The following is a 14,343-nucleotide window of genomic DNA, read 5'->3' as shown; positions in this document are numbered from 1 at the left end:
ATGGCGAGCCGGCATCAACTGGGCGAGCCCGTCGTGGTCGTCGCGGGCGTGGAGAAATCCTTCGGCGCGCTCAAGGTCCTCAAGGATGTCGGCCTGACCGTGCGCCGCGGCGAGACCGTCTGCATCATCGGGCCGTCCGGCTCCGGCAAGTCGACGCTGCTGCGCTGCATCAACGCGCTGGTTCCGATCAGCAAGGGCTCGATCAAGGTCGCCGGCCGCGAGGTCAATGACGCTGCGCTCGACAAGCTGGCGCTGCGCCGCGACGTCGGCATCGTCTTCCAGCAATACAACCTGTTCCCGCACAAGAGCGCGCTGCAGAACGTCATGATGGCGCCGCTGCACGTGCTGAAGCAGGACAAGGCGGCGGTCGAGGAGCGCGCCCGCAGGCTGCTCGCCAAGGTCGGGCTCTCGGACAAGCTCGCGACCTATCCGGGCGAGCTTTCCGGCGGCCAGCAGCAGCGCGTCGCCATCGCCCGCTCGCTCGCCATGAACCCGAAGGTGATGCTGTTCGACGAGGTCACGGCGGCGCTCGATCCCGAGACCAAGAAGGAGGTGCTCGTCACCATCCAGGATCTCGCCGCCGAGGGCATGACCTGCATCCTCGTCACCCATGAGATGGGCTTTGCCCGCGAGGTCGCCGACCATGTCTATTTCACCGATGGCGGGCTGATCGTCGAGCACGGCGCGCCGGCCGATCTCTTCGGCAGCCCGCGCGAGGAGCGGACGAGGGCCTTTCTCGACAAGGTGCTTTGAGGCGGCGCCCGATGGGTGTCGCATTCCGGCAGCCGCCTGTCGCAAATCGCTGGCTGGCCCGGCCTGCGGCGCGGAACAATAGCCGCCATCGACTTCACGAGACGCGCCATGTCCTCCGCTCATCCGCATGACCCGAAATCTGTCGCCGGCAAGGACCTTCAGGTCGCGGAGCGGGCTCAGCTTCTGGTGATCGGGGCAGGGCATGCCGGCCTGACGGCCGCGATCGAAGCTGCGGAACGCGGGCTCTCGGTGGTTCTGGTCGACGAGAACCCGGTCCCTTTCAGGACGATGGGCGACGACGTGCCGCTGCATTACGGGCAGGGCATGGCCGGCGAGGCGCGCAACCGCAACGCCATGATGGAGGCGCTCGTTGCCTCCGAGCCCCTGATCGAGGCCGCGTTCGAGGCCGGCGTCGACCTGCGCCTCGGCACCGCCTGCTGGGGGCTCTACGGCAATGGGCCCGGCGTCGCCTGGCTGCCCGGCACCGTCGCCGGCCTGGTCGATGACGAGCGCTCCTGGCTGGTCGGCGCCGAGCATGTCGTCGTCGCGGCGGGTCGGCGCGACATGGGGCTCGCCTTCCCGGGCTGGGAGAAGCCCGGCGTGATGGGCGCGACGGCGGCCGTCTCGCTCGCCACGCGCTATGGCACGCTCGCGCCGCGCCGGATCGTGCTGCTCGGCACCTCGGCCGAGGCCCTGGCGGCGGCGCTCGCGCTGCGCGAGGCTGGCGTCGAGCTTGCCGCGATCGTCGAGCAGGCGGCCGAGCCGGTCGGACCGGCCGAGCTCGTCGCGGCCTTGCGCGCCGGCGGGATCGAGATCCTGACCCGTCATGTCGTGCGCGAGGCTGCGGGGCGCGACGGCGTCGAGGCCGCTCTGGTCAGCGCGGTCGATGCCGAGGGCCGCACCACCGGCGAGGAGCGCCGCATCGCCTGCGACGGTATCATGCTCGCCGTTGGCGCGACCCCGGTGATCGATCTTCTCGATGCGCTCGGCTGCCGGATCGCCTTCCAGCCCGAGCGTGGCGGCTATGCGCCGGTGCTCGACGCAGACCAGCGCACCTCCCGAACCGGCATTCACGCGATCGGCGACTGCGCCGGCCTCTGGCCGGCGAAGACCCGGGATCGCTCGCTGTCTGAGCGCGAGGCCAAGCGCGCCGTCGCTGCCATCGTCGCTGCGCTCGGCCTAGCCGATGCCGGCGCTATTCCCGCCGCGGTCGTTCCCGATACCCCGGATCATGACCTTGGCGCCTATCGTCTCGCCTGGGTACGCGCCAGTGTCGTCGAGGCGCGCGGCGAGATGCATGTCTGTCAATGCGAGGAGGTCACGGCGCGCGAGATCCTCGAGGTCCGGCCGCCGCGCTATCTCGACTGGCAGAACGAGCGCCGCAATGATCGCTCGCTCTCGGCCCTGCTCGGCGAGGAGCCGCCCAATCCGGACCAGATCAAGCGCCTGACGCGCGCCGGCATGGGCCCGTGCCAGGGCAGGCGCTGCCGCGAGCAGGTCGCCGCGCTGCTCGCGCTCGGCGGCGCCGTCCCGCTTTCGGCGATCCCGCTGGCGAGCTACCGCGCTCCGGTCCGGCCGCTGCCTCTGTCGGTCGCCGGCCAGCTTCCGGAAGCTCCCGAGCAGGCCGAGCACTGGGACACCTGGTTCGGCATGCATGCGCAATGGCGCCCGTTCTGGGACGTGCCGGAGCTCTATACCGTGGCGTCCAACGACGCGACCGGCCCCGTGGCGAGCGAGTGAGCGAGGCGGCGATGGAACAGGTCAGGGGAGCTTCGGTCGTCATCGTCGGCGGCGGCGTCACCGGCCTCAGCGCCGGCTGGTGGCTGGCGCGCGACGGCGTCGATGTCCTCGTCATCGAGAAGGGGATGATCGGTTGGGAGGCGTCGGGCCGCAACGGTGGCGGCTGCTCGCATCATCATTCGCCCCTCTTCATGGAGGAGCAGCGGCTCTGGCCGCAAATGGACGCGCTGCTCGGCTACCCGACCGAGTTCGCGCCGAGCCGCATCCGCCTCGCCTCTAGCGAGCACCAGATGGGCCTTTATGCGCGGGCCCTGCGCAATGCCGAGCGCCAGGGCTTCAGGTCGGAGATCCTCGATCCGAAGCAGATCCGCGAACTGGTCCCGCTCGCCGGCGACACCATGATCGGCGGCTTTTTCTATCATTTCGGCGGCCACGCCAATCCGCACCGCACCTTGCAGGGCTATGCCTGGGCGCTGCAGGACCATGGCGGCCGTGTCATGCAGCATTGCGCCGTCACCGGCTTCCGCATGGCGGGCGGCAAGGTGACGGGCGTCGAGACCGATCGCGGCGTCATCGCCTGCGACCAGCTCGTCATCGCCGCTGGCCCGCAGACCGGCCGTCTCTCGGCGATGCTCGGCCATGAGGTGCCGATGGCCTCGGCCCGCGCCGAGATGATCGTCACCGAGCCGCTGCCGCTGATGCCTTATGGCGGTGTCGACGGCAACGGCCTCTATGGCCGCCAGACCCTGCGCGGCAACCTCGCCTATGGCGGCGGGCCGCATGAATGGCTCGATGTCCTCGACAATTCCGCGCCGGCCAAGCCCGCGACGCCGCTGATGGGCCATATCGGGCGCAGGCTGGCCGAGTTGCTGCCCAGGGCGAGCCATGCCCGCATCATCCGCTCCTGGGCCGGGGTGATCGAGAACACGCCGGACGGCAGGCCGGTGATCGACCGGCTTACCTCGCCGGACAATGTCGTGGTCGCGACCCTCTCCAGCGTCGGTTTCGGCCTCTCGCCGGCGAGCGGCCACGCCATTCGCGACCTCGTCGTCGACGGGGCCTGCTCCTTTGCCGACATCTCCTCCTTCAAGCTCGCCCGCTTCGCCGAGCTCGAGCCGAACTGGCGCGAGCTGCAGGGCTGGCAGGCGCTCGCGGCGCAGGAGGCGCTGGCGGCGTGATGTAACGTCATTGCGAGCGCAGCGAAGCAATCCAGGCCCGCGCACTCTGCCCCTGGATTGCTTCGTCGCTGCGCTCCTCGCAATGACGAGTCAGAGCTGCCTTACGAAGCGATCGTCACATCCGAGCGCGGTCGCGAGGAGCAGGCGAGGATAAAGCCCTGCGCCTCCTCCTCGGCCGATAGCCCGCCCTCGTGTCGCATCGCGACCTCGCCTTCGACCAGGCTGACGCGACAGGTGCCGCACATCCCCGAGGCGCAGCCGCAGGGGATCACCACGGTCTGGCGCGTCGCGGCCTGCAGCAAGGTCTCGTCGGCCCGGGCGGAGAAGCTCTTGCCGTCGAAGCGGATGCTGAACCCGGCTTCGGGCGCATCGTCCGGCACCGGCAGGGGAGCAGCCGGCGCAACCGCACCGAAATGCTCGACATGGAACGGCTGGCGCCGGCCGCCCTCGGCGGCATGGATCAGCCGGGCCTCGTCCATGAAGCCGGCCGGCCCGCAGCAGAACACCTCGCGTCGTCCGAAATCCGGGACCGCCACGGAGAGCAGCCGGCGATTGAGCCTGCCCGAGAAGCCGAACCAGCCCGGCTCAGGCTGGCTCGCCAGCATCGCGACTTTCAGATTTGGCATGCGTCGCTGCAGCTCAGCCAGCTCTGCCCCGAACAGCAGGTCGGCGGGCGTTCGCGCCGCATGCAGCCAGGCGATATCCGCTTCAGGCGCCGTGGCGGCGAGGTGGCGCAGCATCGCCATCAGCGGGCTCGCGCCCGAGCCGGCCGAGACCAGCGCCAGATGGTCGCCGTTGCGCCCGGCGATGACGAAGCGCCCACGCGGCGCGCGCGCCTCGATCCGGTCCCCGACCGCCAGCCGCTCATGCATGAAGCGCGTCGCACGGCCACGGGCATGCGCCTTGATGGTCATCGCCACGGTCTCGTCGCGGCCGGGCGCCGAGGCGAGCGAGAAGGTGCGATGCACGGTCTCGCCGTCGAGCGACAGTTTCAGGGTCATCGACTGGCCGGCCTGATAGGCGAGCGCGCCGGTTTCGGGCCGGAACACGAAGGTCTTGATGTCGTGCGTCTCGGGCCGGATCTCGACCAGGGCGAACATCAGCATCGCCGCTCGGTCCTTGGTCTCTGGCGGCTCCAGCGTTTCGGTCTCGCTCATTCCGCAGCGATCCTCATCGGCGAGGGCGTTCCGACGAAATTCTGCATCTTGCCGGCATACCAGTTGGTGAAATGCGTCAGCATGAACTCCGACGGCGAATAGGGGCCGGGCCGGTAGGCCATCGAGCGGATGCCGATATGGTTGACGGCGGCGAGCTCGGCGTCCTGCGCGTCCGTCGCGGTCCAGACCTCGGTCAGGCGCTTGATGTCGTAATCGACGCCCTCGACCGCATCCTCATGCACCAGCCAGGTCGTGCGCAGCGCCGTCCGGCCCGCCGAGAGCGGCAGCACGCGGAAATGGATGATGTGGTCGGCGAGGAAATGGTTCCAGTTGTTCGGCGCCCGGAACATCCGCACCGAGCCGAGATCGGGATCGGTGAAATCGCCGAGCAGCTTGTTGCAGGCCGAGCCGCCATCCATCGTGAAGGACAGCGCGCCCTCATGGAAGGGCAGGCGGATGCAGCGGAATTCGTTGCCGCCATCGGCCGGCTGGTGCGGCAGGCCGAGGTCGTCCCATTTTGCCGTCTTCCGCGCGATCAGCTCCTGGAACTGCGCCGGGCCGAGCGGATCGTCCGGCAGCGCGAACTCGACCAGCGAGACCAGCAGCTCCGGATGGTTCGCCGCGCAGTGATAGCATTCGCGGTTGTTCTCGATGACGAGCTTCCAGTTCGCCTCCTCGATGATCGTCTTCTCGAAGGCGACCTTGGTGCGGTCGGGCATATGCGGCGCGATATAGGGCGTCACTGCCTGCCGGAAGCGGGTGATGTCCGGCGGGGTCTCGGCGAGGCAGAGATAGACAATGCCGCAGATCACCTCGACATGGGCCGGTTTCAGCCCATAGCCGCCGCGGTCGAAATCGGCCGGCATCTGGCGCGCGTTGAGCAGGCTGCCGTCGAGCTCGTAGACCCACTGGTGATAGGGGCAGACCAGCCGCGTCGCCCGGCCCTTCGCCTTGGCGCAGATGCGTGAGCCGCGATGCCGGCAGGAATTGTGGAAGGCGCGGATGCCGCCGTCGCGGTCGCGCAGGATCACGACCGGGTTCGTGCCGATCTCCAGCGTGACATAGTCGCCCGGCTTCGGGATCTCGCAGGCGCTGCAGGCGAAGAGCCATTCGGTCTCGAACACGGCCTTGATGTCGGCCTCGTGCATCGCCTCGTCGACATAGAAGGCCTGCGGCAGGCTGAAGCCTTCGCGGCGCTCAGTGAGCAGGCGGCGGATATGGTCGCGGTCGATCATGGGCGGACCTCGAAAGCGATGGGTCCACGATGATGCGACGGCGCACCTCCGCGCGGCCGGAACATTCCGACCTGGCCCATGAGCTTTGCGACAGGCCGTCGTCGTTTTCATTGTAACAATGTCGGAAAGCCGCTTTTCTGCGCAGAGCGTCCGCAGCATCATCACGGCGTGGCCAGGGATGGGGACGGCAGTGACCACAGAGCGACCGGCGGGCACGCGCATCGTCACCCTTCTGCTCGTCGAAGGTTTTTCGATGATGAGCGTCGCGTCGGCGATCGAGCCGCTGCGCTCGCTCAACCGGCTGATCGACCGCGAGGCCTGGCGCTGGCGCCTGGCGAGCCTGGACGGGGAGGTGCTGGCCGCCTCGAACGGCATCCCGCTGCCGACCGAGACGGTCGAGACGGCGCTCGCCGGCACGGACTACCTGTTCGTCTGCGGCGGCCTGCGCATCCAGTCGGTCGACGAGCGCCGCTATCTCTCGGTCCTGCGCAAGGCCGCGCGTGCCGGCGTCGCGGTCGGCTCGCTGTCGACCGGCACCTATCTGCTGGCGCGCGCCGGGTTGCTCGACGGCTATCGCTGCACCATCCACTGGGAGAACCGCCCGGCCTTCCAGGAGGAGTTCCCCGATCTCGTCTGCACCGACAAGATCTACGAGATCGATCGCGACCGGCTGACCTGCTCGGGGGGCACTGCGGCGATGGACCTGATGCTGCATTTGATCATCGAGCGCCATGGCGGCGATCTTGCCCGCCGCGTCGCCAACCAGTTCCATCACGAGCGCATCCGCGACGAGCGCGACAACCAGAGCGGCGGCCGCCAGGAGCGCCTCGCCAACCTGCCGCCGCCGGTGCGCGCCGCGATCCGGCTGATGCAGCACCATGTCGAGGACACGCTCTCGATCGCTCAGATCGCCGAGCGCACCGGCATGAGCGCGCGCCAGATCGAGCGCCTGTTCCTGCGCTATCTCGAGATGAGCCCGGCGCGCTATTACCTCTCGCTGCGCATCGACCGGGCCCGCGAGCTCCTGCTCTATTCGGACCGGCCCATCCTCGAGGTGGCGATCGCGGCCGGCTTCACCTCAACCTCGCATTTCGCCCATTGGTTCAAGCGATTGCAGGGCGTCAGGCCGTCGCAGCTGCGCGGCCGCACGGGAGGCGAGGCAGAGCGCGCCGACGGCAGCCGCGAGGCCGCGACCGGACGGGCGCCGGGCTGATCGACGGCGCGACATTTCGGCCCGGATTCCAAAGCGACGGGAACGCTGGTCGCCGCTTCGGGTTACCGACATGCAGGAGGGACCGGCGATGGCGACGGCGGAGAAGCGGGCGGTGATCTATCGCATGGTCATGCCCGAGCATGTCTGCCCCTATGGGCTCAAATCCGTCGACCTGCTGAAGCGTCAGGGCTATGCGGTCGAGGACCACTGGCTGAAGACCCGCGCCGAGACCGACGCGTTCAAGGCCGAGCACGGCGTCAAGACGACGCCGCAGACCTTCATCGATGGAAAGCGCATCGGCGGTCACGACGACCTGCGGCGCTTCTTCGGCAAGACGGTCAAGGATCCCGATGCGGTCAGCTACGAGCCGGTGATCGTGGTCTTCACTGTGGCGGCCCTGATGGCGATGGCGGCGAGCTGGGCGACGCTCGGCTCGGTCTTCACGCTGCGCGCGGCGGAATGGTTCATCGCCTTCAGCATGTGCATCCTGGCGCTGCTGAAGCTGCAGGACATCGAGACCTTCTCGTCCATGTTCCTGAACTACGACCTGCTGGCGCGCCGCTACGTGCCCTATTCCTATGTCTATCCCTATGCCGAGCTCTTTGCCGGGGTGCTGATGGTCGCGGGCGTCATGATGTGGCTGTCGATCCCGGTCGCCGCCTTCATCGGTATCGTGGGCGCGGCCTCGGTCTTCAAGGCCGTCTATATCGACCGGCGCGAGCTCAAATGCGCCTGCGTCGGCGGCAGCAGCAAGGTGCCGCTCGGCTTCGTCTCGCTGACCGAGAACCTGATGATGGTGGCGATGGCGCTCTGGATGGCGGTGAAGATGGCGTAGCGTGCAGTCAGGCCTTCACAGGCGCGTTCCGGCGGCGTCGGTTCTGCGACATTCCATGTCGCTTCCTCGGCCCGAGCCTGGAACGGTTCTGATCGACACTTCCTTTCGACAAGGCGGATAACCGTCGCGAGGGGAGCGCAGTGGAGACCATCGCCTTCATCATGGCGAATCTTCCGGTGATCGGGCAGCGCATGCTCGAGCATGTCTCCCTCGTCGGCGTCTCGGTCGGCGTCGCCATCCTGACCGGCGTCCCGCTCGGCATCCTGATCACCCAAAGCCGCACCGCCGCCGACCGCGTACTCTATGTCGCGGCGGTGATCATGACGATCCCGTCGATCGCGCTGTTCGGCATCCTGATCCCGATCCTGTCGCTGGTCGGCCAGGGCATCGGCTATTTGCCGGCGGTGATCGCGCTGATCCTCTATGCCCAGCTTCCGATCATCCGGAACACCTATACGGCGATCATGAATGTCGATCCCGCGCTGCGCGAGGCCGCCAAGGGCATGGGCATGACCACGCTGGAGCGGCTGCGCCGGGTCGAGCTGCCGCTGGCACTGCCGGTGATCATCAACGGCGTGCGCAGCGCCGTCGTCCTCAACATCGCGATCGGCGCGATCGCCACCTATATCGGCGCCGGCGGGCTCGGCACCTTCATCTCGCGCGGTATCTCGCAGACCGATATCCGCCAGCTCCTGACCGGCGCCTTCGCCGTCAGCCTGCTCGCGATCATCGCCGACTACGCCCTCATCGCCACCCAGCGATTCCTGACCTCTCCCGGATTGAGGCTGAGATGATTCGTCTCGACCAGGTCTCCAAGCATTTCGGCACCATGGTCGCGGTCGACCGCATCGACATGGAAGTGCCGGAGGGCGCCGTCTGCGTGCTGCTCGGGCCTTCGGGCTGCGGCAAGACCACCACGATGAAGATGATCAACCGGCTGATCCCGCCGACCTCCGGCAAGATCTTCGTCGACGGTCGCGACACCGCCTCGGTCGACGCGGTCACGCTGCGCCGCTCGATCGGCTATGTCATTCAGCAGATCGGCCTCTTCCCCAACATGACGGTCGAGGACAATATCTGCGTCGTACCGGACCTGCTCGGCTGGCCGCGCGCCAAATCACGCAAGCGCGCCGCCGAGCTGCTCGAGATGGTCAATCTCGACCCGGGCGTCTTCCTGAAGCGCTATCCCAAGGAACTCTCCGGCGGCCAGCAGCAGCGTGTCGGCGTGGTCCGCGCGCTCGCCGCTGACCCACCGGTGCTGCTGATGGACGAGCCCTTCGGCGCGATCGACCCGATCAACCGCGAGGTCATCCAGGACGAGTTCATGAAGCTCCAGGCGGAGCTCAAGAAGACCATCGTCTTCGTCAGCCACGACATCGACGAGGCCGTGAAGATGGCGACGCGCATCGCGATCTTCCGCGACGGCAAGCTGATCCAATACGACACGCCGGACAATATCCTGGCCCACCCGATCGACGCCTTCGTCTCGGAATTCGTCGGCTCCGACCGGACGCTGAAGCGGCTGCGCCTGATCAAGGTCACGGATGCGATGATGAGCGACCCGCCGCGGGTGCGCGCCGAGGACACGCTCGAGACTGCCGTGAAGCTGATGGACGAGCACGGCCATGTCTCGATCGTCATGGTCGGTCCGCGCGGCCGGGCCCGCGGCGTCATCCGGGCGGAGGCCGCGCGCGAGCTCAAGGGGCTGGTCGGCGAGCATCAGGAGCCGTTGCCCGGCATTGTCAACGTCAAGGACGACCTGCGCTCGGCCGTCTCGCAGATGTTCACCCATGGCGTGACCTGGCTCGCCTGCGTCGACGATGACGGTTTCTTCAAGGGCTACATCACGCAGAAGGGCATCACCCAGGTGCTCGGCGCCACCTACAGGGACCGCTGAGATGGCGGCGACCGGCCTCCAGAGCGCGTTTCGCCTGCTGCTCCTGGCGGCGGTCTTCGCTTTCGGGGCCTATTTGCAGGCACGGGGCCTGCTGCCCGCCATCCTCGGCCACGGCAAGGACGTGCTCTATCTCATCCGCCAGCATCTCGCGCTGGCGGCGGTGTCTGGCGCGATCGCGATCGCCGTCGGCATTCCATTGGGCGTATTGCTGACCCGGCCGCGCTTCGAGGGCGTCGCCGATGCGGTGACGCAGGTCGTCAATCTCGGCACCACCATCCCGACGCTCGCCTTGCTCGCGATCTCGATGTCCTTCCTCGGCATCGGCTCGCCGCCGGCGATCTTCGCGCTCTTCGTGCTGACGCTGCTGCCGATCGTGCTCAACACCATCGCCGGCCTGCGCTCGGTGCCGCAGCCGCTGATCGAAGCGGCGCGCGGCATGGGCATGACCCCGCGCCAGATCCTGTTCCGCGTCGAGCTGCCCAACGCGGTCTTCGTCATCCTGGCCGGGATCCGCACCGCGCTTGCCATCAATATCGGCACGGTGCCGCTCGCCTTCCTGATCGGCGGCGGCGGTCTCGGCGAGCTGATCTTCACCGGCATCGACCTGATGGAGCCGAGCATGCTGCTGGCCGGCGCGATCCCGACGGCGCTGCTCGCCATCTTCGTCGATTTCATGATTGGCCAGATCCAGTTCTGGCTGGTTCCGAAGGGCGTCAACCCGTTGCGCTGAGCAGCGTGATTTCAACCAAGCAAAGGGGAACAACCATGCTGAAACGTAGCTTTCTCGCTCTCGCCGGCGCCGCGCTCGCATTGTCGGTGGCGCCGCTCTCCGCCCAGGCCCAGAACGTGGTCGTCGGCGGCAAGAATTTCACCGAGCAGCAGATCATGGCCGAGATGACGACGCAGATGCTCAAGGCGAAGGGCTTCACCGTCGACAAGCGCGCCGGGCTCGGCACCACGCCGCTGCGCCAGGCGCAGGAGGCCGGCCAGATCGACGTCTATTGGGAATATACCGGCACCTCGCTGATCACCTTCAACAAGGTGACCGACAAGATGGATGCGACCGCGACCTACGCCAAGGTGAAGGAGCTCGACGCCGCCAAGGGGCTGGTCTGGCTGAACCCGTCCAAGGCCAACAACACCTATGCGCTGGCCATGCGCAAGAAGGACGCCGAGGCGAAGGGCATCAAGTCGCTCGCTGATCTCGCCGCCAAGGTGAAGGGCGGCCAGGCGCTGAAATTCGGCTGCAATGCCGAGTTCTATGCCCGGCCGGACGGGCTCAACCCGCTGCAGACCACCTATGGCTTCGAGTTCGGCCGCGAGAACGTCGTGCGCATGGATACCGGGCTGGTCTACCAGGCGCTGCGCGATGCCCAAGTCGATGTCGGCCTCGTCTTCGCCACCGACGGGCGCGTGCCGGCCTTCGATTTCGTCATCCTGACCGACGACAAGGGCTATTTCCCGACCTATGCGATGACCCCCGTCATCCGCAAGGAGACGCTCGACAAGAACCCGAAGCTCGCCGAGGCGCTGAACGCGCTGTCCGCCAAGCTCGACGACGCCACCATGGCCAGGCTCAATGCTTCGGTCGACGTCGACAAGAAGAGTATCGAGGAGGTCGCCGCAGGCTTCCTCAAGGCACAGTCCCTGGTCTGATCCATGTCACGAAGCGGAGGCGCAAGGCCTCCGCTTCGTAGATCGCGAGCGACGATGTCCCGCCTCAGGCTGGGCGCAGCCCAGATCGAATGCCGTCCCGGCGATGTTTCCGGCAATCTCGCGAGCCATGTCGCGATGATCGAGCGGGCGCGCCGGGCCGGCGTCGACCTTCTGGTCTTCCCCGAGCTCTCGCTCACCGATTACCTCTCCGATCCCGATTGCGAGGCGCTCGGACTGGCACGCGACGCCGCCGAGCTCGCGCTGCTGGCCGGGGCCGCCGCGCCGATGGCGGTTTCCGTGGGGTTCATCGAGCGTGGCTCCGATGGCGCGCATTTCAATGCGCAGGCTCTCCTCGCCGCGGGTGTGGTCGCCTCGGTGCATCGCAAGCTCAACCTGCCGGGCTATGGGCAAATGCGCGAGGACAAGGTCTATGCCCGGGGCGACGCGCTCGCGCTGGCGCCGCTCGCCGGCGGCTGGCGGGCAGCGACCCTGATTTGCGCCGATAGCTGGAACCCGGCCTGGCCCTGGCTCGCCGCACTCGCCGGCGCAAGTCTCCTGATCCTGCCGACGGCATCGGCCCGCGAGGCGGTCGGCGGCGGCTTCGACAATGCGCGTGGCTGGGAGGTCAATCTCGCCCATACCGCGCTGACCTACGGCCTGCCGACCATCTTCGCCAATCATTGTGGCCGTCGTGGCGGGCTCGATTTCTGGGGCGGCTCGCGCATTCTCGACGCCTCGGGCGCGGTTCTCAGCCAGGCCGGGGCGGAGCCGGATCTCGTCGTCGCCGAGATCGCCCTTTCGGACGGAGAGGCCGCCCGCGCCCGACTGCCGACCATCCGCGACAGCGATCCCAGGCGCGTCCGGCGCCTTCTCGATGCCGTGCTCTCCCAGACCGAAGAGGGTTGAACCATGTCGCCGCTCGCCTTCATCCACGGGCTGCGCCCGGGCGATCTGCCGCAGCCCGTGCTGCACCAGGCGCGGCGCTGCCTGCTCGACCTCGTCGGCGTCGCCGCCAGCGGTCGCGGCACCGAGCTTTCGCGCATCGTGCATGGTTTCGCGCTTCGCCAGATGGGCGCGAGCGCGGGTGGCGCCAGGCTGCTCTTCGACGGACGCCGGGCCAGCGCCGCGGGTGCCGCCTTCGCCGGCGCCTCGACGATCGATTCCTTCGACGCCCATGACGGTCATGCCCTGACCAAGGGCCATGCCGGCGTCGCGATCCTGCCGGCGCTGCTCGCCGTCGCCGATGCCGAAGGCCTCATCGCCGACGGGCGGCTCGACGGCGGCGAAGTGCTGACCGCGCTCGTCCTCGGCTACGAGATCGCGACGCGGGCCGGCATCGCGTTGCATGGCAGCGTCAGCGACTACCATACCTCCGGCGCCTGGAACGCGCTGGCCTGCGCCGCCGTCGCGGCGCGGCTCCTCGGTCTCGACCACGGCCGGACCCGCCACGCCCTCGGCATCGCCGAATATCATGGTCCGCGCAGCCAGATGATGCGCTGCATCGACCATCCGACCATGCTCAAGGACGGTTCGGGCTGGGGCGCCTTCGCTGGCGTCTCGGCCGCCTATCTGGCGCAGGACGGCTTTACCGGCGCGCCTGCGATCACGCTGGAGGCGCCGGAGCAGGCCGGCCTCTGGGCCGATCTCGGGAGCCGCTGGTACATCCTGGAGCAGTATTTCAAGCCCTGGCCTGTCTGCCGCTGGGCCCAGCCGGCGGTCGAGGCGGCCGCGATGCTGCTGGCCGAGCACGAGATCGCCGCCGACGAGATCGTCCGGGTCGAGGTCGGGAGCTTCGCCGAGGCCGTGCGGCTGGGCGCGGCGCCGCCGCTGACCACCGAAGCCGCGCAATATGCGCTCGGCTTCCCGCTGGCCGCTTTCCTCGTCCGCCGCAGGCTGGGCGGCGCCGAGATCGGGGCCGAAGGGCTCGCCGACCCGGCCATCGCAGCGATGCGCGAGCGAATCGTCCTGCATGAGGACGCCGACCTCTCGCGCCAGTTTCCGGCCAAGCGGCTTGCGACGCTTCGGATCACCATGCGCGACGGCCGGATCCTGTCATCGAAGCCCACCGCGGCGCGCGGCGATCCGGACGACCCGCTCCCCGATGAAGCCGTCATGCGCAAATTCCTGGAGCTGAGCCGCGACATGGATCCAGCGCTCGCTCGCTCCCTTGCCGATGGGACCATGGGCCTCGGGGCCGAGACCCTCAGCCTGGATGGCTTGCTCGCGCCGCTTTTCATCCCGCTCGCGAGGCTCCAGCAAGCAGCTTAGCCGGCTGACGCATGGCGCGCCTTCCCGCCATGCGGCGGACGGGCCTGTTCCTCCGCGCCGGCCTCTCTAACATGCCGGGTTCACGGAGGATGAGATGACGGACTGGATCAAGGCGAGGACGGAGGCGCAGGCCATCGCGGCGGCTTGGGCGGGCGAGGCGGGGCCGGGCGGCGCAATCGTGCTGTTCGATGCCGCGGGGCGGCATGAGGGTTTTGGCGGCGGTTTCGCCAGCCTGGAGCATGGCACGCCCTTCACGCCCGATACGCCGAACCGCCTTGCCTCGATCAGCAAGCATGTGATGGCGGCGACGCTGCTGCGCGAAGGCGTGCCGCTCGACCGGCCGCTCGGTGAGCTGCTCGAAGGGCTGCCGCCCGCCATCGCCGCCGTGCCCTTCGGCCGCGCGCTCGACAT

14 protein-coding genes are annotated in these 14,343 nt (G+C 68.3%); 12 read left to right on the top strand and 2 right to left on the bottom strand.

Annotated features, from left to right (window positions below; genetic code table 11):
• The 3 genes from ACTIF2_RS26510 to ACTIF2_RS26500 all read left to right on the top strand — a co-directional run bounded on the left by ACTIF2_RS26510 (nucleotide 1) and on the right by ACTIF2_RS26500 (nucleotide 3,671).
• Nucleotides 1-753: an amino acid ABC transporter ATP-binding protein gene (locus tag ACTIF2_RS26510; RefSeq protein ID WP_439500139.1), complete on the top strand. Its 753-nt coding sequence runs from the start codon at nucleotides 1-3 to the stop codon at nucleotides 751-753.
• 108 nt (nucleotides 754-861) lie between these two features.
• Entirely contained in the window at nucleotides 862-2,493 is a 1,632-nt protein-coding gene (locus ACTIF2_RS26505; protein ID WP_439500138.1) for an FAD-dependent oxidoreductase, read from the top strand.
• Nucleotides 2,494-2,504: 11 nt separating this feature from the next.
• Nucleotides 2,505-3,671 (top strand): NAD(P)/FAD-dependent oxidoreductase, encoded by a 1,167-nt coding sequence (locus tag ACTIF2_RS26500; RefSeq protein ID WP_439500137.1) that lies wholly within the window; start codon nucleotides 2,505-2,507, stop codon nucleotides 3,669-3,671.
• 101 nt (nucleotides 3,672-3,772) lie between these two features.
• Here ACTIF2_RS26500 and ACTIF2_RS26495 read toward each other — a convergent pair whose 3' ends face one another.
• Complete coding sequence (locus ACTIF2_RS26495; protein ID WP_439500136.1) at nucleotides 3,773-4,828, bottom strand: FAD-binding oxidoreductase; 1,056 nt, start codon at nucleotides 4,826-4,828, stop codon at nucleotides 3,773-3,775.
• Nucleotides 4,825-6,063 carry an aromatic ring-hydroxylating oxygenase subunit alpha gene (locus tag ACTIF2_RS26490; RefSeq protein WP_439500135.1) on the bottom strand — a complete coding sequence of 413 codons (1,239 nt, stop codon included), beginning with the start codon at nucleotides 6,061-6,063 and terminating at the stop codon, nucleotides 4,825-4,827. Before ACTIF2_RS26490 ends, ACTIF2_RS26495 begins: the two co-directional genes overlap by 4 nt.
• Nucleotides 6,064-6,253: 190 nt before the next feature.
• On the opposite strand from ACTIF2_RS26490, the gene ACTIF2_RS26485 reads away from it, so the two are divergent.
• The 9 genes from ACTIF2_RS26485 to ACTIF2_RS26445 form a co-directional block, all read left to right on the top strand.
• Nucleotides 6,254-7,276, top strand: a complete 1,023-nt coding sequence (locus tag ACTIF2_RS26485) for a GlxA family transcriptional regulator (protein WP_439500134.1) — start codon at nucleotides 6,254-6,256, stop codon at nucleotides 7,274-7,276.
• A gap of 70 nt (nucleotides 7,277-7,346) precedes the next feature.
• Nucleotides 7,347-8,111 (top strand): MauE/DoxX family redox-associated membrane protein, encoded by a 765-nt coding sequence (locus ACTIF2_RS26480; protein WP_439500133.1) that lies wholly within the window; start codon nucleotides 7,347-7,349, stop codon nucleotides 8,109-8,111.
• A gap of 140 nt (nucleotides 8,112-8,251) precedes the next feature.
• On the top strand, nucleotides 8,252-8,905 hold the full coding sequence (locus ACTIF2_RS26475; RefSeq protein ID WP_439500132.1) for an ABC transporter permease: 654 nt from the start codon (nucleotides 8,252-8,254) through the stop codon (nucleotides 8,903-8,905).
• Nucleotides 8,902-10,008 (top strand): ABC transporter ATP-binding protein, encoded by a 1,107-nt coding sequence (locus ACTIF2_RS26470; RefSeq protein WP_439500131.1) that lies wholly within the window; start codon nucleotides 8,902-8,904, stop codon nucleotides 10,006-10,008. The genes ACTIF2_RS26475 and ACTIF2_RS26470 overlap by 4 nt, the downstream gene beginning before the upstream one ends.
• 1 nt (nucleotide 10,009) lies before the next feature.
• A complete protein-coding gene (locus ACTIF2_RS26465; RefSeq protein WP_439500130.1) occupies nucleotides 10,010-10,738 on the top strand; it encodes an ABC transporter permease in 729 nt (242 codons plus the stop codon).
• Between the two features lie 35 nt (nucleotides 10,739-10,773).
• A complete protein-coding gene (locus tag ACTIF2_RS26460; protein WP_439500129.1) occupies nucleotides 10,774-11,664 on the top strand; it encodes a glycine betaine ABC transporter substrate-binding protein in 891 nt (296 codons plus the stop codon).
• A gap of 54 nt (nucleotides 11,665-11,718) precedes the next feature.
• Nucleotides 11,719-12,570, top strand: a complete 852-nt coding sequence (locus ACTIF2_RS26455; RefSeq protein WP_439500128.1) for a nitrilase-related carbon-nitrogen hydrolase — start codon at nucleotides 11,719-11,721, stop codon at nucleotides 12,568-12,570.
• Nucleotides 12,571-12,573: 3 nt separating this feature from the next.
• The gene (locus ACTIF2_RS26450) at nucleotides 12,574-13,932 is read left to right on the top strand and encodes an MmgE/PrpD family protein (RefSeq protein WP_439500127.1); all 1,359 of its coding nucleotides are present in this window, start codon (nucleotides 12,574-12,576) and stop codon (nucleotides 13,930-13,932) included.
• Between the two features lie 94 nt (nucleotides 13,933-14,026).
• Nucleotides 14,027-14,343 (top strand): serine hydrolase (locus ACTIF2_RS26445; protein ID WP_439500126.1); only part of this gene is annotated, 317 nt, incomplete at its 3' end.

Origin of the sequence: Allobosea sp., from assembly GCF_051860145.1 — a bacterium.
In the GTDB taxonomy this organism is placed as follows: Bacteria; Pseudomonadota; Alphaproteobacteria; order Rhizobiales; family Beijerinckiaceae; genus Allobosea.
The sequence above is the reverse complement of the archived record's forward strand: the minus strand, read 5'-3'. Positions and strand labels throughout refer to the sequence as shown.